At 70.5% G+C, this 22211-nt stretch carries 23 protein-coding genes; 12 read left to right on the top strand and 11 right to left on the bottom strand.

The annotated features are described in order from the left end of the window. Positions 1–94: 94 nt before the first annotated feature. Complete coding sequence (locus A6P39_RS42330) at positions 95–2839, bottom strand: helix-turn-helix transcriptional regulator (RefSeq protein WP_275884263.1); 2745 nt, start codon at positions 2837–2839, stop codon at positions 95–97. 483 nt (positions 2840–3322) lie between these two features. On the opposite strand from A6P39_RS42330, the gene A6P39_RS42335 reads away from it, so the two are divergent. From A6P39_RS42335 to A6P39_RS42365, 7 genes are all read left to right on the top strand, one after another. Further along, positions 3323–4297, top strand: coding sequence for a dehydrogenase (locus tag A6P39_RS42335; protein WP_275884264.1), 975 nt, complete (start codon positions 3323–3325; stop codon positions 4295–4297). Between the two features lie 157 nt (positions 4298–4454). Then, the gene (locus A6P39_RS42340) at positions 4455–4802 is read left to right on the top strand and encodes a WhiB family transcriptional regulator (RefSeq protein ID WP_275884265.1); all 348 of its coding nucleotides are present in this window, start codon (positions 4455–4457) and stop codon (positions 4800–4802) included. A gap of 152 nt (positions 4803–4954) precedes the next feature. Next, positions 4955–5926 (top strand): 2-hydroxyacid dehydrogenase, encoded by a 972-nt coding sequence (locus A6P39_RS42345; RefSeq protein ID WP_275884397.1) that lies wholly within the window; start codon positions 4955–4957, stop codon positions 5924–5926. Between the two features lies 1 nt (position 5927). After that, positions 5928–6905 (top strand): hypothetical protein, encoded by a 978-nt coding sequence (locus A6P39_RS42350; protein ID WP_275884266.1) that lies wholly within the window; start codon positions 5928–5930, stop codon positions 6903–6905. Next, positions 6880–7716: a prephenate dehydratase gene (locus tag A6P39_RS42355; RefSeq protein ID WP_275884267.1), complete on the top strand. Its 837-nt coding sequence runs from the start codon at positions 6880–6882 to the stop codon at positions 7714–7716. Before A6P39_RS42350 ends, A6P39_RS42355 begins: the two co-directional genes overlap by 26 nt. A gap of 267 nt (positions 7717–7983) precedes the next feature. Further along, positions 7984–8634 carry an HAD-IA family hydrolase gene (locus tag A6P39_RS42360; protein WP_275884268.1) on the top strand — a complete coding sequence of 217 codons (651 nt, stop codon included), beginning with the start codon at positions 7984–7986 and terminating at the stop codon, positions 8632–8634. Positions 8635–8644: 10 nt separating this feature from the next. Further along, positions 8645–9562 (top strand): TIGR03619 family F420-dependent LLM class oxidoreductase, encoded by a 918-nt coding sequence (locus A6P39_RS42365; RefSeq protein ID WP_275884269.1) that lies wholly within the window; start codon positions 8645–8647, stop codon positions 9560–9562. A gap of 104 nt (positions 9563–9666) precedes the next feature. Here A6P39_RS42365 and A6P39_RS42370 read toward each other — a convergent pair whose 3' ends face one another. The 3 genes from A6P39_RS42370 to A6P39_RS42380 form a co-directional block, all read right to left on the bottom strand. Next, positions 9667–10152 carry an SRPBCC family protein gene (locus A6P39_RS42370; protein WP_275884270.1) on the bottom strand — a complete coding sequence of 162 codons (486 nt, stop codon included), beginning with the start codon at positions 10150–10152 and terminating at the stop codon, positions 9667–9669. Positions 10153–10289: 137 nt separating this feature from the next. Further along, positions 10290–10646: a hypothetical protein gene (locus A6P39_RS42375; RefSeq protein WP_275884271.1), complete on the bottom strand. Its 357-nt coding sequence runs from the start codon at positions 10644–10646 to the stop codon at positions 10290–10292. 14 nt (positions 10647–10660) lie between these two features. Beyond that, the gene (locus tag A6P39_RS42380; RefSeq protein ID WP_331454236.1) at positions 10661–11203 is read right to left on the bottom strand and encodes an AAA family ATPase; all 543 of its coding nucleotides are present in this window, start codon (positions 11201–11203) and stop codon (positions 10661–10663) included. Positions 11204–11616: 413 nt separating this feature from the next. On the opposite strand from A6P39_RS42380, the gene A6P39_RS42385 reads away from it, so the two are divergent. Then, a complete protein-coding gene (locus A6P39_RS42385) occupies positions 11617–13032 on the top strand; it encodes an FAD-binding oxidoreductase (protein WP_275884272.1) in 1416 nt (471 codons plus the stop codon). Positions 13033–13124: 92 nt separating this feature from the next. Here the strand turns inward: A6P39_RS42385 and A6P39_RS42390 are convergent, their stop codons facing one another. Continuing rightward, a complete protein-coding gene (locus A6P39_RS42390; protein ID WP_275884273.1) occupies positions 13125–13328 on the bottom strand; it encodes an EF-hand domain-containing protein in 204 nt (67 codons plus the stop codon). A gap of 419 nt (positions 13329–13747) precedes the next feature. On the opposite strand from A6P39_RS42390, the gene A6P39_RS42395 reads away from it, so the two are divergent. Together A6P39_RS42395 and A6P39_RS42400 are read left to right on the top strand one after the other, a co-directional pair. Beyond that, positions 13748–14392, top strand: coding sequence for a peptide deformylase (locus A6P39_RS42395; protein WP_275884274.1), 645 nt, complete (start codon positions 13748–13750; stop codon positions 14390–14392). A 172-nt stretch (positions 14393–14564) separates the two neighbouring features. Continuing rightward, positions 14565–15458, top strand: a complete 894-nt coding sequence (locus tag A6P39_RS42400; protein WP_275884275.1) for a Bax inhibitor-1/YccA family membrane protein — start codon at positions 14565–14567, stop codon at positions 15456–15458. Between the two features lie 12 nt (positions 15459–15470). On the opposite strand, the gene A6P39_RS42405 is transcribed toward A6P39_RS42400, so the two are convergent. Continuing rightward, a complete protein-coding gene (locus tag A6P39_RS42405) occupies positions 15471–16199 on the bottom strand; it encodes a hypothetical protein (protein ID WP_275884276.1) in 729 nt (242 codons plus the stop codon). 60 nt (positions 16200–16259) lie between these two features. Next, a complete protein-coding gene (locus A6P39_RS42410) occupies positions 16260–16820 on the bottom strand; it encodes a TetR/AcrR family transcriptional regulator (RefSeq protein WP_275884277.1) in 561 nt (186 codons plus the stop codon). Between the two features lie 178 nt (positions 16821–16998). Between A6P39_RS42410 and A6P39_RS42415 the strand changes: the two genes are divergently transcribed. Together A6P39_RS42415 and A6P39_RS42420 are read left to right on the top strand one after the other, a co-directional pair. After that, the gene (locus A6P39_RS42415; protein ID WP_275884278.1) at positions 16999–17418 is read left to right on the top strand and encodes a hypothetical protein; all 420 of its coding nucleotides are present in this window, start codon (positions 16999–17001) and stop codon (positions 17416–17418) included. Between the two features lie 246 nt (positions 17419–17664). Then, positions 17665–17973, top strand: a complete 309-nt coding sequence (locus tag A6P39_RS42420; RefSeq protein ID WP_275884279.1) for a hypothetical protein — start codon at positions 17665–17667, stop codon at positions 17971–17973. A gap of 25 nt (positions 17974–17998) precedes the next feature. On the opposite strand, the gene ilvC is transcribed toward A6P39_RS42420, so the two are convergent. From ilvC to A6P39_RS42440, 4 genes are all read right to left on the bottom strand, one after another. Further along, positions 17999–18997 carry a ketol-acid reductoisomerase gene (gene ilvC, locus A6P39_RS42425; protein ID WP_275884280.1) on the bottom strand — a complete coding sequence of 333 codons (999 nt, stop codon included), beginning with the start codon at positions 18995–18997 and terminating at the stop codon, positions 17999–18001. 275 nt (positions 18998–19272) lie between these two features. Then, on the bottom strand, positions 19273–20133 hold the full coding sequence (locus A6P39_RS42430) for an alpha/beta fold hydrolase (RefSeq protein WP_275884281.1): 861 nt from the start codon (positions 20131–20133) through the stop codon (positions 19273–19275). A gap of 71 nt (positions 20134–20204) precedes the next feature. After that, positions 20205–21077, bottom strand: coding sequence for a helix-turn-helix domain-containing protein (locus A6P39_RS42435; RefSeq protein WP_275884282.1), 873 nt, complete (start codon positions 21075–21077; stop codon positions 20205–20207). An 11-nt stretch (positions 21078–21088) separates the two neighbouring features. Next, a complete protein-coding gene (locus A6P39_RS42440; protein WP_275884283.1) occupies positions 21089–22192 on the bottom strand; it encodes a Zn-dependent alcohol dehydrogenase in 1104 nt (367 codons plus the stop codon). Between the last annotated feature and the right edge of the window lie 19 nt (positions 22193–22211).

Below are 22211 nucleotides of genomic sequence, written 5' to 3' on the forward strand. Positions count from 1 at the left end.
ATACACCGTGGCCGACGCTCGGAACCTCTCGTCACAGGCAGCCGGCCACTGGGCTCACCGGTATGCGGCCACACCTTACGGTCACGCGTTCCGGCTAGGCGTTTTGCTCACCCGGGATCTTGCCCAGTGCGTCGCGCAGGGCGGCGCGGGAGGTGATGCCGAGTTTGGGAAAGACCCGGTAGAGGTGGGAGCTGACGGTGCGCGGGGACAGGTGCATGCGTTCGCCGATCTCCTTGTTGGTCAGGCCGCCGGCGGCGAGGTCCGCGATGCGGCGTTCCTGCCAGGTCAGCGCGGCGAGGTGTGCCGAGGAGGCGACGGTGGGCGTACCGGTGGCACGGAGTTCGGCCTGGGCTCGTTCGGCCCAGGTGGGCGCGCCGAGTCGTTCGAAGGTCTCCGCGGCCAGGGTCAGGGACAGCCTTGCGGCTTTGCGGCCTTGGGTGTGGCGCAGGCGGATGCCGTGGGCGAGGCGGATGCGGGCGTGTTCGAAGGGGAAGGTGGCGGCAGCGGGGTGGGTTTCGGCGCGGTTGTAGAGGGTGTCGGCTTCGGTGGGGTCGGTGGTGGTCATGGCGAGAGCGCCGTAGGTGATGAGGGCGAGGCGGGGGGAGATATCGGGCAGGTGTGCGTCGCGTGCGGCGAGGGCGTGGGCGCGGGCCTGTTCGGAGCGGCCGGTGTGCAGGGCTGCTTCGACGAGGTCGAGGAGGGTGCGGGAGGCCTGGTGGGCGTAGGGGGAGAAGCTGCCGGGGGATGTGATGCCGATGGCGTGGAGGTAGGCGGCTTCGTAGTCGCCTTCGCTGAGGGCGGCGGTGGTGCCGATGGCGTCGGCGATCTGGGTGAGGAAGCCGACGCCGCGGGGGCGGGCCCAGGCGTCGACGACCGCCTGCAGTTCACGTGCGCGCCCGACCTGGCCCCGCATCGCGGCCAGCAGACCTAGATACGCACGGGTGTGATGAGCAAACAGCGCGTGGTGCTCGGACGTCGTCAGCTCCAGAGTGCGCTGCCCGGTGCGCTCGGCCGAGTCCCACTCTCCGACCGCCATCTGGTCGAGCATGATCAGATGCAGCATGGTGATGCCGGGCCCCACGGCCCCGGTCTCCAGCTCGCGGTCCACGGTGCGTTGCAGATGGCGCCGGTACTGGCTGAGTATGTCCACGTGGTAGGCGGCGACGGACAGCCTGCTGACATCCCACGGTTCGAGGGCGGAGAGGTCGGCGAAGGCGCGTTCCACCCGCTCGTGCACGCCCGCACCACGCCGCACCACGTCGCCCCACGCGTCGTGGTAGATGTGCGACGTGAACGGCACCAGGTCGCCCAGGGAGCCGAGAAGCTCATGGGTTCGTACCCACGATGGCTCGTCACTCGCGTACTGGTTGATGGCCAGCAACAGGTTGACCAGGCGTACGAGCATCTCGTTCGGCTCCCGTACACCGTCGGCCCGCATGTTCTCGATCGCCGCCAGGACTCGGCGCTGCGCGGACCGTACGTCCCCGTCCTCGTACAGCGCGACGTAGGCCGTTGCGATCACCGACGCCGGAGACTCACCGTTGTCGGATCCGCTGTCGGAGCCGACCAACCGCTGGGCCCGGTCCAGTTGGCCGACGTGCCCGGCGATGAACGCCGCGCTGCCGAGCCGTCTGGACCGCTCCTCGTGGCTCTCGCTCAGCTCCGCGGCACGCGTCAGCCAGGTGACAGCCGCGACGGCGCCGCCCCGCCGGGTGGCGGAGTCCGCTGCCGCCTCCAGCGCGGTCGCGACCCGCTCGTCGGGGTCGACCGTCGAGGCCGCGAGGTGTGTGGCGTGCCGCTCCAGGTCGTCACCGTGGATCCGGGCGAGAACGGCGTGCGCCGCGCGCCGCTCGTTGGGGGTGGCCATCTGGACGACGGTGGACCGTACCAGGGGGTGTCGGAAGACGAAGTCCCCAGTCAGCGGATCGATGTCCAGCAGGCCGCAGGCCGCGGCCTCGTCGGCGTCCTTCATCTGGTAGCGCGTGCCCCCTGAGCGGGCGGCCGCCGTGCCTGCCCCGACGCCGTCCAGGGCGCCGCGCAGCAGCTCCGCACGCACGGCGTCGCCGAGGGCCTCAATGCGTGCGCCGTACACGTGCTGGAGCCGCTGTGGCAGCGGGATGCCGGTGTACCCGGGCAGTTCCTCGGGATCGCGTCCGGCCCGGCCGCCGCGCACGAAGGGCGGCAGTTCCAGCAGGGCCAGCGGATTTCCCTGTGCCTCGTCCAGGACGAGGCGGCGGACCTGGGGATCCAGCCCGGGATAGTGCCTGTCCAGGAGCTGTTCGGAGGTCTTCTCCGACAGCGTGGTCACCGGCAGTTCGGGCAGCGCGGCGGTGTCGAAGCCCGAGGCCACGTCGGAGCGCAACACGACAACGAGCTTCACTGAGCTGCCGGTGAGCCGGCGCCCGACGAACCCGCACACCTCGGTGCTGGAGGCATCCAGCCAGTGGCCGTCGTCGAGCACCAGCAGAAGCGGCTTCTGCGACGCCGCGAGCGAGAGCAGGTCAAGCACGGCGATGCCGAGTGTCATGACCGAGGGGGGTGCCCCCTCGCTTCTGCCGAAGACGACGTCGAAGACCGAGCGGTGCCCGTCGTCCAACCGGTCGATGTAGGGCAGCAGCGGATACAAGAACTGGTGCAGGCCGGCGAACGGCAGTTCCGACTCGGCCTCGACGCCGGCCGCCCGGATCACCCTGAGCTTCTGGTCCGCCGCGAGTTCGGCCACGTGGTCCAGCAGAGCACTCTTGCCCACCCCCGTGTCACCCCGCAGGATGAGGGCCCGTCCCCCGGACGCCGCCACGAACTGCGACAGCACCTCCTGCTCGCTTTCCCGACCGACCATGGCCCCGATGATCGACTGCACCGTCCCCCACTCCCTTCAGCCCTGAACCAACCGGACCCGAACGCTGCCGCGCCCGTGCGTACGGATCACGCCAGGCCCAAGGGCGAGAGTACGTCGTCGTTCCTCTTCGCCGCGGTGGCGACCGTTCTCGCTCGCCTCCGGATCCGGTGAGCGGTGGGTTCCGGAACCCGCGCCCGCCGTGGCCGTGCACGTCGCACGGTCGGTGATCAGTCGGTCACACGCTGTGTGCCTCTTGGATGAGCGTTGTGCTCATACCGTGACTACCGCCCGTCCCACCCCATCCGGGACAGAAGACTAGATGTCTCCGAGGTCCCCGTCACCTGGTTATGGCCGAAAAGTTTCTTGTGCGGCTTCCGGGAGGATGAACCAGCCGGCCGGACTCCCGGCCTCACAGCGGGTGTGTACCTTCTGCTGCGAGACACGTGTCGTCGACCCGGCGCACCGATCCACAGGAGGACCACGATGAGCCGTTCCGCCCGCGCGTTCTGGCTGCGCTCCCCGGGACAGGGCGAGATACGTGACGTAGCCCTGCCCGCGCCGCAGGACGGCGAGGTCCTGGTGCGCGCGTTGTGGTCGGGGGTCAGCCGCGGCACCGAGACACTGGTGTTCCGCGGCCAGGTACCGCCCAGTCAGTGGGACGTGATGCGGGCACCGTTCCAGGACGGTGACTTCCCCGCCCCGGTGAAGTACGGCTACCTCAACGTCGGCATCGTGGAAGAGGGTCCCGCCCACCTGACCGGCCGGCCGGTGTTCTGCCTGTACCCGCACCAGACCCGCTACGTCGTCCCCACGAGCGCGGTGACCCCGGTGCCGGCCGGCGTCCCCGCGGAACGGGCCGTGCTCGCGGGCACCGTGGAGACCGCTGTGAACGCCCTGTGGGACGCCGCGCCCCTGGTCGGCGACCGGATCGCCGTGGTCGGCGGCGGCATGGTCGGCTGCTCGGTGGCCGCCCTGCTGGCCCGGTTTCCCGGTGTGCGCATGCAGTTGGTGGACACCGACCCCGCACGGGCCCGGGTCGCCGCCGCGCTCGGCGCGGACTTCGCCGCTCCGGGCGAGGCGCATGGCGAGTGCGACCTGGTCGTGCACGCAAGCGCCACCGAGCAGGGCCTCGCCCGCTCCCTGGAACTGCTCAGGGCCGAGGGCACGGTGATCGATCTGAGCTGGTACGGCGACCGGCGGGTCTCCCTGCCGCTCGGCGAGGGCTTCCACTCCCGTCGGCTCACCATCCGCAGCAGCCAGGTCGGCACCGTCTCACCTGCCCGGGCCGGTCGCACCTACGCCGACCGGCTCGCCCTCGCCATGGAACTGCTCTCCGATCCGGCCCTGGACGCCCTGATCACCGGTGAGAGCCGGTTCGAGGAACTGCCCGAGGTCATGCCCGCTCTCGCTACGGGCGACATCCCCGCGTTGTGCCATCGCATCCGGTACGAGGACTGACCGGTTCGGACGACCGCGAGGCCGGTGCGCGTCCCGGTGGCCAGGCTGCCGACATCAGCGGGGACATGTGAGCTAATGTCATACGTACCTGTTAACACGTGTGTATGAGAGCGGCAGGCGGAGCCCGGTGGGCGCACCGCAGGGGAGCGAGGCGAGCATGAACTGGGTCGACCGAGGGCTGTGCTGGACGCAGCCGGAGCGGATGTTCGCCGAAGGCGCCGCCCAGAACGAGGCCAAGGCCCTGTGCAACCCCTGTCCGGTACGGCTCGACTGCCTGGCACACGCCCTGGACCACCGCGAGCGATACGGTGTCTGGGGGGCGATGACGGAGCGGGAGCGCCAGAAGCTGCTGCGCCGCCGTCCGGCCGTGACCTCCTGGGCGGCAGTCTTCAAAGCGGCTGGTACGAAGCACGAGACGGAACCGTCAGCACCGAGCAGCGGCCTGCCTGCGGAGTGGCACACCTCACGTGAACCCGCCTGCGCGGCAAACACGTTCACCAAGTGAGTGAATGACCACATGCCGACCCGGGCGGTCCGGACATCGTCTAGCCAGGACAGGAAGCGCAGGACGACATCCCGCGCCAGGCCCGCCACTTCAATGGCGGCACGTGATGCCGGCCCAAGCGGCACCCGAGCGGGAAGAAACTGATGCGCACGATGGACGACGGCATAGACGTCTGGCTCCCTTACCACCCGAACCGGATCACGGGCTTGCCCAGCGGGCTTTCCTGCGCCTACTGGAACGGATCGGGTCCGCTCCCCGGGGACCCCGCCGAGGTCCGCTTCCTCGTCGGCCCCCCGGCGCCCGGCGCCGAACGCGTCCTGGGTCCCCTGCTGCCGCGGATGCGCAACCTCGAAGTGCTCCAGCTGCTCAGCTCCGGCTATGACCACATGGTGCCGCTGCTTGACCGGATGCCCCCCGGGATCCGGCTGGCCACCGGGCGCGCGGTGCACCGAGAGGCCACTGCCGAGCTGGCGGTCACTCTGCTGCTGGCGCTGTGCCGGGGGCTCGACCGGTTCGTGGCCCAGCAGGCCACGGGAAGGTGGCAGCCCGAGTTCCACTCCACGCTGGTCGGCAAGCGCGTCCTGGTCATCGGCCATGGAGCCGTGGGTTCGGCCGTCGCTGCCCGGCTCGATGCGTTCCGGTGCGAGGTGGTACCCGTGGCCCGCACGGCACGCACCACGCCGGTCGGCCCGGTGCACGGTGCGGCGGAACTTCCCGACCTGCTGCCCACGGCGGACGCGGTGGTGCTCTGCGCACCGCTGACCGACCGGACGCGTGGAATGTTCGACGCGGCCGCACTGGCGAAGCTGAAAGACGGGGCCCTGCTGGTGAATATCGCCCGCGGTGAACTCCTGGACACCCACGCGGTGGTGCGGGAAGTGCGCGCGGGCCGGCTCCGGGTCGCGCTCGACGTCACCGATCCGGAACCGCTGCCACCCGGCCATCCCCTCTGGAACCTGCCCGGCGCGCTGATCACCCCGCACGTGGCGGCGTTCACCGACGCGTTTTCCACGATGACCGTGGACTTCCTGCGGCGCCAACTGCACCGCTACGAGCGGGGCGAGGAACTGCACAACGTCATGCTGACGACGACCGGAGCCGGAACCCGTGAGGTGGCTGCCTGAGATGACGACCTCCATGCGCGGCGGCCACTGCCGGCCCGACGACTATCTGAAGGTGCACGGACCCGACACCGGCCTCGCGCGGCTTTTCGCGTTCTTCGAGTCGGACGGCTACTCCGACCCATCCGCGGCCTGGCAGGCCTTCACCAGTACCTGGAACTGGGCCGCGCCGCTCACCAGGGTCGAACCCGCCGCGGACTTCGGGCACAGGCCGGTGGTCCGGAAGGCCACGGGCGGCTTCACGCTGTCCGGAGTGTGGCACGTGCCGTCGTGCGAGGGCACCGCGGCGTGGCTGGCCCTGCCGCTCGGCGGCGGCGAACGGCAACACGAGCGCGACACCGTGGCGCACAGCGGCCCCGACCTGTTCGTGGTGCCTTCCGAGGCGCTCCGCAGCGCGGTGCGCGGCTTCGACGACGGTGTGGCCGGGCCCCCGTTCCGGCTGGAAGACGTGCATGTGCCGGCGGGGTTCGTCACGCACTCAGCGGGTACGCCTCTCCGGCCCGAGGACGCGGCCTTCCTCTGGACGGCGGTCGCCGCCCTGGCGCTGGGAGCGGCCCGCCGCATGACCGACGTACTGGCAGGCTCGGCTCCGAACACGGCGGGCCCCGCCGCCACTTGGCCGATGCCACCCGCCGCCGCGGCCGCCGAGCTGGCCGCCGTGCTGCACGACGAGCGGCTCAGCCTGGCGGCGGTCGTGCACGACGCCCCCTCCGTACGGCAGGGCGTCCCGTCTTCCGTCCAGGAGCGGCTCGCCCCGCTGGTCCGGCAGGCGGGCCACGCGGTTCACCAGGTGGTCGCGTCGGTGTACGAACATGCCCTGGCGTCGGGCGGGACCGGTCCTCGGCGCACCCTGGTGCCACTGATCGAGGACAGTGCACCGATACTGCATCAGGCGCGGTACGTGACGGAACTCCTGCCGCCCGACGACAGGATGCCCCCCAGGAAGGCTGAACAAGGTGACTACCGTCGCATATCAGGGTGAACCCGGATCCAACTCGGCGACCGCCGCGCGCGCCTTGTACCCCGAGGGCGGCGAACTGCCGTGCACCGGCTTCGAGCAGGCTCTCGACGCCGTGACGCTCGGAGCCGCCGACGTCGCCGTGATTCCGGTGGACAACTCCGCGGCCGGCCGCGTCGCGGACGTGCACCATCTGCTGCCGGAGTCGGGTCTGTTCATCGTCGCCGAGTACTTCCTCGCCATCCGCTTCGACCTGATGGGGGTGCCGGGCGCGACGCTGAATCAGGTCCAGTGCGTACGCAGCCACGTGCACGCTCTGGGGCAGTGCCGCAAACTGCTGCGGGAGGGCGGCTGGCGCACCCTCGTCAGCGACGACACGGCCGGAGCGGCGCGCGAGGTGGCCGAGCTGGGCGACCCGCGACACGCGGCGCTCGCCCCGCCCGCCGCGGCCGGGCTCTACGGCCTCGACGTTCTGCGTTCGGGAGTCGAGGACGACCCGGACAACACCACGCGGTTCGTCGTCCTGTCCCGGGACGCTGCCTGGGCCGCGTTCTGCGAAGAGCCGACGATGACGAGCCTGTTCTTCTGCGTGCGCAACATCCCTAGCGCGCTGTACAAGGCGCTCGGAGGCTTCGCGAGCAGCGGGGTGAACCTCACCAAGATCGAGAGCTACCAGATGGGCGCGGGGCTCGGCGCCAGCCGCTTCTACGCCGAGATCGAGGGACACCCCGACGAGGAACGCGTCGCCCTCGCCCTGCACGAGCTGCGCTTCTTCTCCTCCGAGGTACGCGTTCTCGGTGTGTACCCCGCGCATCCGCATCGGCTGAAGAACTGACCGCGTACCCCGCAGCGCTGCCGGAAGAGGCAGGGCTCTTCCGGCACCGCACGGCCCGCCGACTGCGACCGTCCTGGCCGGTCCGCAGAGGGGGCGGGCCCCCGCCGCCGTCGCCGGGGCGGCGGAAAGCCCTTTCACCGGTACAACGCAGCCGTCCGACCCGGGGTTCACATGCTGCCCCTGTGTTCACATGTACAGCAGCCCTGACCGACGAGAAACATGCGGCCTGACGGAAAGCCGTTCCCGGCCGCGCTCTAAGGTGTGACCATGACCCAGCACCGCAAGGGCCTCGTCCTCGACTTCGGTGGTGTGCTGACCACACCTCTGCTGCCCGCCGCGCTCGACTTCGAAAGACGCGCCGGACTGGCCGAAGGGACCCTGCTCACCCGCCTCTACCTGGACCCCGAGGGGATCCGGTGCACCGAGGAACTGGAGCGCGGCACGCTCACCCAGACGCAGTGGAACGAAGCGGCCGGACGACTCCTCGGCATTCCGCCGGACAACCTGATGGGCCGCCTCTTCGCCGACCTGCGTCCCGAGCCGCGGGTGACCGCCGCGGCCGCCGCCGCTCGCCGCGCCGGCGTGAGGGTCGCCATCCTCTCGAACTCCGTCGGCTTGACTCCGTGGAACCTGTACGACGGATACGAAATGGACGAGCACTACGACGCGGTGGTGCTGTCCGAGCGCCACGGTACACGCAAACCCGAGCCGGAGATCTTCCAGCTCGTGCTCCAGGAACTCGGCCTGGCGGCCGAGGAGTGCGTGTTCGTCGACGACACCGAGCAGTATCTGCCGCCCGCGGCCGAGCTGGGGTTCGCCACCGTCCACGCGGTGGAGCCCGGCCGGACGGTAGCCGCCCTGGAGGCCCTGCTCGGCATCCCGCTGACCGGCAAGGACCCGGACCGGGTCACCCTTTGAGGAGGCACCTGTGCAACTAGGCCTGGCCCTACCGACCTTCGGCCCCGACGCCCGGCCGGAAGGCCTGCTCCACGTCTGCCGTACCGCCGAGGAGATGGGATACGACTCCCTGTGGACGGGCGACCGTGTCCTCGCCCCCCTCGTGCCGGGCGCGCCCTACCCGAGTGGCGGGGGCGTGATGCCGCGTGCCTACGAGAACCACATGGACCCGCTGGTGGCCCTGACGTTCGTGGCGTCCCACACGACCCGCGTCCGCCTGGGCACGAGCACGCTGAACGGCCTGTGGCAGCCGCCGATCATGCTGGCCCGGTCGCTGACCACCCTCGACGTGCTCAGCCGGGGACGGCTGGTCGTGGGCCTGGGCCTGGGCTGGATGCCCGACGAGTACACCGCGGTCGCCGTGCCCTGGGAGGGCCGCGGGCCGCGGCTCGACGAGACGCTGGACGTCCTGGAGGAGTACTGGGCCAACGACGTCTTCGCTCACGAAGGGCCGCTGTTCACCATCCCGGAGACCGTGGTGGGCCTCAAGCCGGCGCAGCGGCCGGGTCCCCCCGTCCTGCTCGCCGCGTTCTCGCCCGGTGGCCTGCGGCGCATCGGACGGCGCTTCGGCGGCTGGTTGCCGGTGGCGATGCCGCTCCCGTACCTCATGGGCATGTGGGACACCATCCTCAAGGAGGCGGTGGAGGCGGAACGGGACCCGTCCACCCTGCGTATGGCGCTGCGCGTCAACCCCCAGCTCACCGAATCGAGGACCGACCCCGGACAGATGCCCCGGAAGGGCACGCTCACCCAGTACATCGACTACGCGCGGGCCGCCGCCGAGGCCGGGGTGCACGAACTGTTCGTGGACTTCGGGCAGACGACCGCCACCCTCGCCGAACGCGTCGACCTGGCCGGCCGCTTCCTCGATGGAGTCCGCGCGGGCTGACGGCCCGGCCGGGACACACGCCACGTCGCCGAGCACGGAATGTGCGGATGCTGCCGTGTGTTGTCCGCAGCACACCCTGTCCGAATCGTGCGGTGGGGTGCGGTCTACGCGTCGGCGTCCGGGGCGCTCTCCGAGAGTCTCCCGAGCTGCGCGAGCCACAGGGAGTTCAGGTGCTGCCCCCAGTCGGGAGACGAGGCCTTGAGGGAGTTGACGCCGGGTCCGCGGACGACGTTCTCGATCACCACATGGGTGCCGCCCTCGACCGCGGTCAGCAGCCAGGCCTGGTACAGCTGCACACCGGCACCGACGCCCAACCAGCCGAGCCGGCGGGGCGGTACGTGCTCTCCCACGAAGATTTCGAACCGGTGCCCGTGAAACTCCGCCTCGAACGTCCGGGCAAGCGGCCCGGCCCGTAGCTCGGTCATGCCCGGAACCCATGCCGGCCATCGCGCTACATCGGTGAGCAAGGCGAAGGCCGTGGTGGGCGGAGCGTGCACGACGGCCTGTGCCTGGCAGAAGCTGTCAGCGTGGTCGGGTGAGAAACCGGACGGCCAGTGGATGTCCGGATGGCCGTCCGCGGCGTCGAGCATCCGGTTCCCCTCTCGCGTTGCCAGGTGGCGCCAGGTGCGGCCCCCGCGTCCACTGTGCGCGGGGGCCCGGGGTGCGACATACGTCAAATGACTGGGTTGAAGACGCGGTCGGGTCGAGTGTCGTCAGCCGCCGTCGTTCATTCCGAGGCTGGAGAGTGCGTCCCGTAGCGCGGCCCGCGAGGTGATGCCCAGTTTGGGGTAGATCTGGTAGAGGTGTGTGCCGATGGTGCGTAGGCCGCTTCGGCCAGGCGGCGGCTCTCGTCGGCGGGTGCGGGGCTGAGCCCGGCGGCACGGGTCATTGCCGTCACCGCGCCGAGCGCGTCGCCGCGCCGCAGCCGGCGGCGTGCGGCCTCCTCCAGCAGGGCGGCGACGGTCTCGTCGGGGCCCACGGCGGCCTCGCCCAGGTGCCAGGCGCGGCGTTCGGGCTGGTCGGTGAGGACGTCGGCGAGGGCCTGGTGGGCTCTTCTGCGATCCGAGGCGGTCGCCAGTTCCACCACCGCCGAGCCGATCAGCGGATGCCGGAAGGACAGGCGCCGGTTGTCCGCGGAGAGTCGGAGCCGGTGCGGGAGGCGGCCAGGAAACCGATCCGGCTGCCGACCAGGCGGCGGGCCACGAAGCCCAGGACGGCGTTGGTCGCCCGGTCCAGCCAGGGCAGGTCGTCGATGACGATCAGCAGCGGGGTGCGCACGGATGTCAGCCGCAGCAGCAGCAGGACCGCGGTGGAGGTCAGCAGGCGGTCCGGCGGCGGCCCGCCGCCGATGCCGACCGCGACCCGCAGCGCGTCACGGTGCACCTCGTCCAGGATGTCGAAATCCTCGAAGAGCGGCACGAGCAGCTGGTTGAGACCGGCGTAACTGATGTCCGCCTCGAACTGCACACCCGCCGCCCGCAGCACCCGCACACCGCCGCGCACGGCACCCCTGGCCACCGCGTCGAGCACCGCGGACTTCCCCACCCCCGCCTCACCCGACAGCAGCAGAGCCGCCCCCTGAACCTCCGAATTACCGAAGAAGGACTGGATGAACGCGAGATCCCCGTCCCGGCCGACCAGCCGTGTCTAGGCCGGGGAGACGGTCCGGTCCAGGTCACTCATCGGGCTGCCCTCCCACGGCCGATGACGGGAGCCCGTGCTCTGCGCCGACCTGGCCGTGCCCGGACCCGGATCCGTTTGGGCCCATGCAATCACCGCAGTCTAAGGGACGCCCAGATTTGGGCCTTTTCATGTCACTGTCCGGCTCCTCATCACCTATTGCGGTGTAGCCCGACGGTGAACCCGAAGGCAGCACACCCATGGGATACGCACAACACATCTCAGAACAACACCAGGGCCGACCCTGTCAAGATGCGGACCGGACATGTTGATGTGAACGGCTCGGCACGTGCGGTCCGTTGCACTCGTGTCAGGGATCGCCGCCCGGTGTGCCGCGGTGGCGTTCCGCGTGTGCAAGTGAGGTTGTGATCGAGATGAGTGCGGACGCACCCGGTGTGGTGAGTGTGAGTCTTCAGCCGCAGGACGTGGTGGCTCTGCGGCATTCCGTCACGGGGCCTGTCCTGGAGCCGGGCGTGGCGGGGTACGAGGCGGAGTGCGCCACGTTCAACCTGGTCTGTGGTTTCCGGCCGGCCGTGGTCGTCGGAGCGACCAGTGAGCTGGACGTCCGAACGGCCGTCCGGTTCGCCGTGCGGCACGGGCTGCCGGTCGCCGTGAAGTCCGCGGCCCATCAGGTGGTCTCGTCGGCACAGGGCGGGCTGCTGATCACGACGCAGCGGATGCGGCGCATCACCGTCGACGCGGAAGAGCGCACCGTGCGGGTGGAGGCGGGTGTGCGCTGGCGTGATGTGCTGCCGCGCGCGGCCGAGTTCGGCCTGGCCCCGCTCGTCGGGTCGGCCCCGGACGTCGGCGTCGTCGGGTACACGCTGGGCGGCGGGCAGAGCCCGCTGCTCGGTCGGACGCTGGGCTATGCCGCCGACCATGTGCGGTGGCTGGACGTGGTCACGGCGGACGGAGAGCTGCGGCGGGTGACGCCGCTGAGCGAACCGGACCTGTTCTGGGCGCTGCTGGGCTGCAAGGGCAACTTCGGTGTGGTGACCGAGATCGAGTTCGAGGTGTTCCCGGTCACGCGCTTCTACGGCGGCGGCATCTACTTCCCCGGTGAGCACCTGGCGCAGGTGCTGGAGGCCTGGCGTGCCTGGCTGCCGACGGTGGGGGAGGAGATGACTTCCTCCATAAGCATCCAGCGTCTGCCTGATCTGCCGGTGCTGCCCGAGCCGCTGCGCGGTGCCTTCGTCGTCCACCTGCGCATCGGCTACCTCGGTTCGGCGGCCGACGGCGCCGAACTCGTCGCCCCGCTGCGTGCGGCCGCGCCGGTGCTGATCGACCTGGTGGGGGAGAAGCCCTTCACCGCGATCGGGGAGATCCACATGGACCCGGTGGACCCGATGCCCTACTTCGACCGTAGCGTGTGCCTGGAGGAGTTCACCGAGAAGACGACGCAGGCGCTGGTGGAGCTGACGGGCCCGGAGTCGGGGTGCACCCTGGCGAGTGTGGAGATCCGGGCGCTCGGCGGCGCGTTCGACCGTGAACCGGCGGTCTCCAACGCGGTGTCGAGCCGCGGTCTTCCCTACCTCGTCTTCAGTGTCGTGCGCGGCGGCCCGGACCAGGCGGAGACACTGCGGGCCGAACTCGCGAAGGTCGTGGACGGGCTCGCGCCCTGGGCGGCGCAGCGGAACATGGTGAACTTCCTCTCGCCGGACGAGGCGACCGGCTTCGAGGGGGTCCGGGCCGTGTACGGGGCGGAGCGGTTCGACCGGCTTGCCGAGGTGAAGAAGCGTTACGACCCGGCCAACGTCTTCCGCTTCAACCACAACGTGACGCCCGTCTGATCCCGCACCCGGCAGACGCTGCCGCCCCGTCCCCGAACCGTCCGGTGAGAACCGGCGGCCGGTGACGGGGCGGCGACCCGGCGGGTGCGGGACTACCGGACGAGTTCCGCGTACTCCTCGAAGTCGATCCGGCGGTCGCCGTCGTTGTCGGCGATCTTGATGATGGCCGCGATGTTGTCGTCGCTCACCTTGGGGTTGACCTCAAGCGAGGCGGCCAGCTCCGAGGCGGTGACGAAGCCGTCGCCGTCGGTGTCGATCTCGTCGAAATCCCGCCGCTTCGATTCGATGTCGCTCATGACTTCCCTTGGTAGGTGGGGTACTGCGAACAAGCCGGAGGGTACGACCGGCGGACGACCACGTCACACCCTCCTTCATGGGCACAACGTAGGTGCCCTACAGCGTGGTTCATGGATCCGGTGAAGAAAGATCGGCCTGCGGCATGTGAACCAGAAGCCGCCCCGGAAACGTGTCCATGGTGCAGGTCTCCGCCGCCCATCGGCTGCGGCGGAGACCCGACGGCCGCCCTGTGGGGTGCGCTCATTCGGGCGGCCGTCACCCGGGCTCCCGTTTCGGCCCCGCCGTGGGGGCGAAGACCGAGCGGGAGCCCGGACACCCCTCGTACCGAAGTCCCCGATGCACTTCCACGTGCTCGCCGAGTGACCGGAAGACACCGTGGGAGTCACACGTATTCAGGAGTGGCTGGCAAGCTGACCCCATGACTGCTTCTGGCACACACATGTCCCTGGCCGAGCGCGTCGAGGAACTCCTGGCGCCCGGCGGTCCGCTGCCCATCGTCGCCGCAGGTGCTCCCGTCCTGCGCCGCGCCGCCGAACCGTACGACGGCCAGCTCGACGACGCGCTGCTCGACCGGTTCGTGGCCGCGCTGCGCGAGACGATGCACGCGGCCCCGGGAGTGGGACTGGCCGCGCCCCAGGTCGGCGTTTCGCTGAGCATCGCGGTGGTGGAGGACCGCGCACGCGGGCCGAAGGAGGTCATGCAGGCGCGCGGACGCGTTCCACTGCCGTTCCGCGTGCTGGTCAATCCGGCCTACGCGCCCGAGGGCGACGCCCGGGCCGCCTTCTTCGAGGGCTGCCTGAGCGTGCCCGGCTGGCAGGCGGTGGTGGCCCGCCACGCCCAGGTACGGCTGCGGGGGCAGGACGAGCGCGGCCACACGATCGACGAGGTGTTCACCGGCTGGCCGGCGCGCATCATGCAGCACGAGACCGACCACCTCAACGGCACGCTCTATCTGGACACGGCCCTGTCGCGGTCGCTGTCCACCGACGAGGCCGTGGCCGAGCACTGGTCACAGCCCACCCCCGAGGCGGCCGCCCGGGCGCTGGGATTCGACCTGGCCTGAACACCCGCCGCCGACCGCACACATGCCTCGCATCTCACCGTCAAGTGACTGATGTGCGGCGTTGTCCGGCAGCGCAGGCTGAATGTCGGCCGGCACCTCCGGCGCACCCGTCGGTACCCCAGAGCCTTCCGACCGCCGGCGGTACGTCCGACATGGAGAAGAGGGAACTGGCGTGACAGCGGTCGAGCAGCAGCGTGTGCTGAAGAGCAGCAATCCGGTACTCTCCCGGCCACAGTTCCAGCGGCGCGGTGGACGGAAGACGGCGGCCAGGGACCCGCGGGCGGGGATCGCCGTGGCACGGGAGCGGATCAGGGCGGGCAAGGACGTCGAGCAGGCCTACGAGGACGGCCCGTTCGCGTGGCCGTTCGTCGTCGGTGACCTGATGACGATGGACGACGTCCTGCCCCGCGCGGCGGCGGGGCTCGGGGTGGCAGCCCTCGCGACCGTGTCGTCGTGGACGCTGCTGCCGCTCGCCGCGCCCGGTACGGCCGCGTCGTACGGCATCGCCGCCTGCGCCGGACTCCTCGCCGCGGCGCTCGTGGTGCTCCAGTGCCGCAAGAACCCGACGTCCGCGGCCCTGGCCCTGACGTTCGCCGCGTTGCAGGGCGTCTTCCTCGGCGCCCTGTCGACCGCGGTCTCCCGTCACCTTTCGCCGGGTGTCCTCGTCCAGACCGTGCTCGGCACGATGGCGGCCTTTGCCGGTGTCCTGCTCGCCCGCCGACTGCACTGGATGCGGGTGCACCGCCGCGTTTACGGCTCCGTCGGCGCCGCGCTGCTCGCAGCGTGCCTGCTCGCCCTCGTGGACTGGATCCTGTACCCCCTCATGGGAGCGGACGGCCTGGGCCTGCGCCCCGTCGGCCTCGGCGTCTTCATGGGCGTCCTGGGCGTCGTCCTCGGGGCGTCGTTCCTGTCACTGCACGTCAATCAGGTGGAGGACGCCATCCGGCACGGCGCGTCCCGTGACCAGTCCTGGGCGGCCGCGTTCGGGCTCACCCTGACCCTGACGTGGCTGTATGTGGAGACCGTACGGTCGTCATCGCTCTGCCCGGTCGAAGACCTCTACTGAGCGCACGGCGGGTCAGGCCATCTTGATCAGGGCCGTGGCCAGGAGCCCGACGGTGTAGGCGATGCCGTAGTAGCGAAGGATCGGCTGGCGCGGCGCGATCCTCAGCAGGGCCAGCGCGAACACGGCCGTCGCACCTACCACGAACGGGTCGAACACCGCTTTCTCGAAAGCCAGGTTGGCCGTGATGCCCGCGCCGATGAACAGGGCGTTCACGGTGATCAGGACGTTGTCCCACGGGCGCGGCGCACGGTCGGCCGGGAAGCGGAACTGGGTCAGCATGAGCATCGTGTTGAGCAGCGTGAACCCGGTGAGGAAGACGACGTCGGAGAACACGTCGTCGTTGAAGGCGACGACGCGGCAGATCTCCGGGAGGCTCTCGGCGCAGAACCGGCCGTGCAGATAGTTGGTGACCTCGTGGTCGCCGAGGCTCAGGGCGTACACGTACGCACCGGCCGCGAAGAGCACTCCGAGCGGGAGGAGGCCCCCGCGTCGCCGGCACCGCGAGTCGTTCACCACACGAGCGGCGACCAGGTAGTACAGCACGACGGTGCACAGGCCGAGCAGCATGTTGTTGATCTCGACCCAGCGCAGGAACCCGTTGGCCGCGACGAACGCTAGGGTGCTGTCGGCCTTCCTGTTGACGGAGATGAGCACGACGAGCAGGGAGTTCAGGGTGAGCAGCAGGTGCAGCCCGCCGTGCGCGAGACGACCACGGCCGACCCGCGGCCCGGTGTCCGGCACGTGTGCCAGGAAACGAGGAGCGATCACACCCGGCAGAACGGCCCGCACACCCACGGAGGTTCACCCGGCCTGCGCGGCGGCCGACGGGCACAGCCCCCGCATGAGCACCTCGAAGAGCCGCTCGGCCCTGGCCCGGTCCTCCTCCCGAGCGCCGACGTGCCACAAGGGGCCGAGCAGCAGAAGTACGTCGTCGGCCGTCGTTCCGGGGACGATGGTCCGGGCCGCCTCGTTGGCGCCCACCAGCGCCGTCATGGCCTCCATCAGCGGCCGGTACGGCTCCCGGCACGCTTCCGTCAGCGCGGCGGTGGCTGCCCGCATCGCGCCCGCCAGCTCCGGCGTGCTCCTGCCGAGCATCAGCAGGCGGTCCAGCCACGCGCGCAGCGCGAGCCGCGGACACAGGGTGTCCAGGAGGACGGGCACGGCGGTCACCATCTCGTCCACCTCCTGCCAGTACACCTCGAGGACCAGAGACTCCCTGGTGGGGAAATGGCGGTAGAGCGTCCCCTGGCCCACCCCCGCTCTGCGCGCGATGGACTTCAGCGAGCTGTCGCCGCCAGCGGCGAGCACCTCTGCCGCCGCCGCGAGGATGCGCAGCCGGTTCAAGCTTGCGTCCGACCTCATTGATGCTCCGGTCTCTCTCCGGTGGAAACGGGCCGGTGCTGGAAGCGCCCGTGAGACACGTATTCTTGGTTGAAACCTACACCGCCCCGGGCACCGGCAAGGGCGGCATGACATGGCGGAACGACGGACACCCACCCACCCGACCCACCGTGCACAGCAGAAGGCGATCGATTCCCACATGCCCCATCACTCAGTCGCTCCCCGTACCGTCCTGGAACGGCACACGTCGGCCGCGGAGCGGCTCACCTCGCTGACCGCCGCCCTTGCGGAGGACCTCGACCGGGGCGTCTGGACCCCGGCGCCGCTTGAGCGGGTGCTGGCTACTCGCCTTCTCGTGGCCTGTGCCGGCGACGGACAGTTCACCCCGGCCCGCGTACGCGAGACCGTGGTGGAGGGCAGCGTCGCCCTGACGTACGCCGGCGGCGGCCGGCTGGCCCGGCTCCTCGCCCAGGTGTGGGAGGTGACCACACACCCGACGCCGGACGCCGAACCCGCACTGCCCGCCGTCATGGCACTGCTGGAACACGTGGCGCGGCAGACACACGCGGACGGCGACGAGCCGGCGGCGCCACTTCCCGCAGGTCACGCAGTCAGATGACGGATGTGTCCGGTACCCCGCCCCGGCAGGCTGAGTCCCACGAAGTCCATGCCGGGTGCGGAGGGGGAGAACATGACGAGGTACGACAGGTGCGGCCGGCCGTGCTGTCACCCTTCACGAGCCGTACGGCCGTCGTCCAGGCGGCGGCCCAGGACTGACCGCGCGGACAGGCCCGTTCTCACGCTGGTACGCGGCTCCGAGACCTCCCGGGAGCCCGTCCCACTGGCCTCACTGACGCGCGAGCCCATGCCGGCCGGCGTCCAGGGCGCGCTCGTCACATCGGTGAACGGCATACTCATGGCCACCTGGATGCCGCTGGACGGACCGTCCCGAGTCCCGCAGGGCCGCGTACTGCTGTCCTGGACTCCCGCGGGTGCCGAGCGGATAGACGTCACCGCTCACCTGGGCCTCACGGGCACTCAGGTCCTGCTGGCGGTCTGGCCGGGGCTGCGCGGCGACTGGTCCGGTGTCGTCCGGCCCACCGTCGCCGAGGTGACGGAACTGCACGCCGCGCTCCGCCTCGCGACCGTGATCCTGGACCGGCTGGCCGACTGAACGGCCGGCCGGCCGGCATGAGGGGCTACGCCTCCTCGTCCACCCAGCTCATCAGCTTGCGCAGCTGCTTGCCGGTGGTTTCCAGCAGGTGCTCGGAGTCCTGCTGCTTGTACTCGTTGTACTGCTTCAGACCGCCGTGGTACTCGTCCATCCAGTTCTTGGCGAAGGAGCCGTCCTGGATCTCGGAGAGGATCTTCTTCATCTCGGCCTTGGTGGCGTCGGTGATGATGCGCGGGCCGGTGACGTAGTCGCCCCACTCGGCGGTCTCGGAGATGGACCAGCGCATCTTCTCCAGGCCGCCCTCGTACATGAGGTCCACGATCAGCTTCAGCTCGTGCAGGCACTCGAAGTAGGCGATCTCCGGCTGGTAGCCGGCCTCGGTCAGGGTCTCGAAGCCCGCCTTGACCAGCGCGGCCGTACCACCGCACAGGACGGCCTGCTCGCCGAACAGGTCGGTCTCGGTCTCCTCGGTGAACGTGGTCCTGATGACGCCAGCACGGGTGCCGCCGATGCCCTTGGCGTACGACAGGGCCAGCGCGAGGGCGCCCTTGGAGGGGTCCTGCTCGACGGCGACGAGACAGGGAACGCCGCGGCCCTCCTCGTACTGGCGGCGGACCAGGTGGCCCGGGCCCTTCGGGGCGACCATGCAGACGTCGACGCCGGCCGGGGGCTTGATGAACCCGTAGCGGATGTTCAGGCCGTGGCCGAAGAACAGGGCGTCGCCGTCCTTCAGGTTCGGGGCGATGTCCTTCTCGTAGACCTGGGCCTGGATCGGGTCCGGGACGAGGATCATGATGACGTCGGCCTCGGCGGCGGCCTCCGAGGGGGTCACCACGCGCAGGCCCTGCTCCTCGGCCTTCGCCTTGGACTTGGAGCCCTCGTGCAGACCGACGCGGACGTCGACACCGGAGTCACGCAGCGACAGCGCGTGGGCGTGGCCCTGGCTGCCGTAGCCGATGACCGCGACCTTGCGGCCCTGGATGACGGACAGGTCGGCATCGGTGTCGTAGAACAACTTGGCCATGGGGACTTCCTCTTGGTTCGAAACGAGCGGCAACGTTGTCACGTATTCACGTATGCCTTGACGTAACAGACACGTATCGGTGGACGGCACAGGTTCACGACAGAGCCGGGGTGTGGTCGGCGGCCGGCCGGTCCAGAGCAGCTGCGGCCGAGGCAGGTTCGAGTGGGTGACGGTGTGCCGTCGGTCCTGGGCCCACCGTGCGTGGGCCCCGGGGGGCTCGAACGCTTCGTGGACGACGAAACGCACGCGCATGATGTGTCGGACTCCCGTGGAGGTCAGAGTTGGTGAGGGTGGCGGGGACGCGGGATCCTCGGCAGCCGGGGTGTGTGGCCCGCCGGTGGCAGGAGGGCGCCGGTGCGGGGGGCGTCGGGCCTGTACCGGTGGACGTCACGGAGGAATCCGGTGAGGATCTCCAGCGTCCGCCCCGGCTCCTCGATCGTCGCCGCGTGTCCGCCCCTGACCGCGGCCAGGCGTGCGCCGGGTATACCCTCGGCGAGTTCCACCGAGTGCTCCGGGGCGACGAACCGGTCTCCCGTGGCCGCGACGACCAGGGTGGGCGCGGCGACGGTGGGGAGGTCGCCGCGGACGTCGATGCCGAGCGCGAAGGCGATTTGCTCGGCGGTGCCGGGAGCGGACGCCACAAGCCGGGCGGTCAGGTGCCGGGCCGCTTCCGGTGTGCGTGCGGCCAGGTACTCCTCGGAGAAGGACACCGAGGTCAAAAAGGCGCTCAGCTCGTCGTCGTGGCGGGCGCGCAACGACGCCCACGTCTCCAGACCGAGCCACAGCCGGGTGCGGGGCCGGGCAAAGCCGGCGAGGGTGAACAGGCCGCGGACCCGGGCGGGATGACGGGCGGCGACCTTGACGGCGACGGCCGCACCGAGCGAGGGCCCGGCGATCACGAAATCGCTCAGCCCGGCTGCCAGGGCCGTGGCCACGACTCGGTCGGCCACGCTGCTCGCCTCCAGCCTGCCGCCGGGCAGCGGGGTGCGCCCCGATCCCGGAAGGTCGGCGAGCAGAATCGTGTGCTCGGCCGCGAGGCTGTCCACCAGCGTCCGCCAGGTATCGGCCGCGGTGCCCCCGATGCCGTGCAGGAGCACCAGACCAGGTCCGCTGCCCCGGATGTCGTACGCGAGCATGCGCCACCTCCCGCTACGAGTACGAGAGGGGACGGGACGCGGGTTCACCTGCCCGGGACGCGAGCGGTCCGCTACGCGATCCCGTGTCGCACCGGGCCCGTGTGCCCTGCGGTCCAGGACGTGAGGATGCGCAGGGCGTCGTGCGAGGGGCTGCCGGGTTCGGCGGTCAGGACCATCAGGCGTTGTCCGCAGCCGTCGGGGTCGGCCCAGGTGTCGCAGTCGAGGGTGAGGTCGCCGACGAGGGGGTGGCGGTAGTGCTTGGTGCCGTGAGTCGCGCCGGTGACGCGGTGTTGGGCCCACCAGGTACGGAAGTCGGGGTCCTGGATGGTCAGTTCGCCGACGAGGACGGCGAGGGCGGCGTCGTCGGGGTCGGCCGCGGCCTCCATGCGCAGGGCTGCGACGGCATCGCGGGCGTCGTGCGCCCAGTCCCGGTGCATTCCCCGGATCGCGGCGTCGGTGAAGAGCAGACGCAGGTAGTTGCGCCGGTCGGCCGGGACGGCGGCGAAGTCGGTGTAGAGGGCCGCGGCGGCCGGGTTCCAGGCGAGGACGTCCAGGCGCTTGCCGAGGACCACCGCGGGGGAGTGCGGGAGCTGGTCGAGCAGGCGTCGCAGGGCGGGTCGTACCCGCTGGGCGGGCCGGCGCCGAGGAGGGCGTGCGTCGCTCCGGCCGGCCACCTCGTAGAGGTATCGCTGCTGGTCCTCGTCGAGGCGCAGGGCGCGGGCGAGTGTGGCGAGCACGGGGGCGGAGGCGCGGACCCTGCCCTGTTCGAGCCGGGTGTAGTAGTCGACGCTGATCGCGGCGAGCCGGGCGACCTCCTCACGGCGCAGTCCCGTGACCCGGCGGCCGGAGTCCCCCGCGGGCAGGCCGCACTGGAGTGGCGTGAGTTGTGCCCGACGTGCCTTGAGGAAGGCCCCCAGCGCGATGGAGTCGGAAGGGGAGGTCATGTCGTTCCTTGTCAGTCGAACACGAGGATGCCGCGGATGTTCTTGCCGTCCTGCAGGTCCTGGTAGCCCTCGTTCACCTGGTCCAGCGTGTACCTGGCGGTCACCAGCCCGTCCAGCCGGAGATAGCCGGACCGGTACAGCTCGAGCAGTCGGGGAATGTCCGTCTGCGGATTCATCGATCCGTAGATCGAGCCCTTGATCTCCACCTGGCGCTGGAGCAGCCAGTCGGACACCGAGTGGATCTCGAAGTTCGACTTCGCCAGGCCTGTGATCACGACGACGCCGGACTTCCCCACCGCCGTCTGCGCGGCCTGCACCACTTCCTGGTTCACCTCTCCGACGGTGACGAGCGCCTGGTCGGCCATCTCCCCGTTCGTGAGCGACCGTACGTGCTCGATGGCCGCCTCGGCCTCGGCGAAGGCGTCGGTGGCACCGAAGTGCACGGCGGCGTTCCGCTTCATGGGGACCGGGTCGACGATCACCACGTTGGCCGCACCGGCGTGTACGGCACCCTGCACCGCGTTGATGCCGATGCCGCCGATCCCGAAGATCACGACGGTGTCACCGGGGCGTACTCGGCCGGCTTCCGTCGCGGTGCCGAATCCGGTCGGTACACCGCAGCTGACGAGTACGGCTTTGTCGAAGGGAATGGTGTCGTCGATGCGCACGATCGAGCGTTCCGTGGTCACCAGCCGCTCGGAGAAGGCGCCGAGCTGACGGAAGGAACCGACGTTCTTGCCGTGCAGGTGGAAGCGGTACGTACCGTCCGCCAACGGGCCGTCGGGCCGGTCCCCGTAGACGCAGAGGTTCTGCCGGCCGGTCGAGCAGTAGCGGCAGAGCCCGCAGCTCGGCACGAAGGTGCACACGACCCGGTCACCCGGCTTCACCTTGGTGACACCCCGGCCGACTTCCTCCACGACACCCGTGGCCTCGTGACCGAGCACGATGGGCAGTGCGACCGGGTAGGCCCCGGTGAGCATGTGCAACTCCGAGTGACACAGTCCGGCCGCCTCGACCTTGATCAGCACCTCGCTCTGGCGGGGGCCGTCGAGGTCGAGTTCGACCACCTCCAACGGCTTGCCCACCTCGAAGAGGACAGCGGCCTTCGTCTTCATACGTACCTCACTGAGCGTT

Origin of the sequence: Streptomyces sp. FXJ1.172, from assembly GCF_001636945.3 — a bacterium.
In the GTDB taxonomy this organism is placed as follows: domain Bacteria; phylum Actinomycetota; class Actinomycetes; order Streptomycetales; family Streptomycetaceae; genus Streptomyces.

Bases quoted from the DNA above. Each gene is read 5' to 3' on its own strand.
- A6P39_RS42330 (WP_275884263.1), bottom strand. From the start codon at position 2,839: ATGGTCGGTCGGGAAAGCGAGCAGGAGGTGCTGTCGCAGTTCGTGGCG.
- A6P39_RS42335 (WP_275884264.1), top strand. From the start codon at position 3,323: ATGAGCCGTTCCGCCCGCGCGTTCTGGCTGCGCTCCCCGGGACAGGGC.
- A6P39_RS42340 (WP_275884265.1), top strand. From the start codon at position 4,455: ATGAACTGGGTCGACCGAGGGCTGTGCTGGACGCAGCCGGAGCGGATG.
- A6P39_RS42345 (WP_275884397.1), top strand. From the start codon at position 4,955: ATGGACGACGGCATAGACGTCTGGCTCCCTTACCACCCGAACCGGATC.
- A6P39_RS42350 (WP_275884266.1), top strand. From the start codon at position 5,928: ATGACGACCTCCATGCGCGGCGGCCACTGCCGGCCCGACGACTATCTG.
- A6P39_RS42360 (WP_275884268.1), top strand. From the start codon at position 7,984: ATGACCCAGCACCGCAAGGGCCTCGTCCTCGACTTCGGTGGTGTGCTG.
- A6P39_RS42370 (WP_275884270.1), bottom strand. From the start codon at position 10,152: ATGCTCGACGCCGCGGACGGCCATCCGGACATCCACTGGCCGTCCGGT.
- A6P39_RS42385 (WP_275884272.1), top strand. From the start codon at position 11,617: ATGAGTGCGGACGCACCCGGTGTGGTGAGTGTGAGTCTTCAGCCGCAG.
- A6P39_RS42390 (WP_275884273.1), bottom strand. From the start codon at position 13,328: ATGAGCGACATCGAATCGAAGCGGCGGGATTTCGACGAGATCGACACC.
- A6P39_RS42395 (WP_275884274.1), top strand. From the start codon at position 13,748: ATGACTGCTTCTGGCACACACATGTCCCTGGCCGAGCGCGTCGAGGAA.
- A6P39_RS42410 (WP_275884277.1), bottom strand. From the start codon at position 16,820: ATGAGGTCGGACGCAAGCTTGAACCGGCTGCGCATCCTCGCGGCGGCG.
- A6P39_RS42415 (WP_275884278.1), top strand. From the start codon at position 16,999: ATGCCCCATCACTCAGTCGCTCCCCGTACCGTCCTGGAACGGCACACG.
- A6P39_RS42420 (WP_275884279.1), top strand. From the start codon at position 17,665: ATGCCGGCCGGCGTCCAGGGCGCGCTCGTCACATCGGTGAACGGCATA.
- ilvC (WP_275884280.1), bottom strand. From the start codon at position 18,997: ATGGCCAAGTTGTTCTACGACACCGATGCCGACCTGTCCGTCATCCAG.
- A6P39_RS42430 (WP_275884281.1), bottom strand. From the start codon at position 20,133: ATGCTCGCGTACGACATCCGGGGCAGCGGACCTGGTCTGGTGCTCCTG.
- A6P39_RS42435 (WP_275884282.1), bottom strand. From the start codon at position 21,077: ATGACCTCCCCTTCCGACTCCATCGCGCTGGGGGCCTTCCTCAAGGCA.
- A6P39_RS42440 (WP_275884283.1), bottom strand. From the start codon at position 22,192: ATGAAGACGAAGGCCGCTGTCCTCTTCGAGGTGGGCAAGCCGTTGGAG.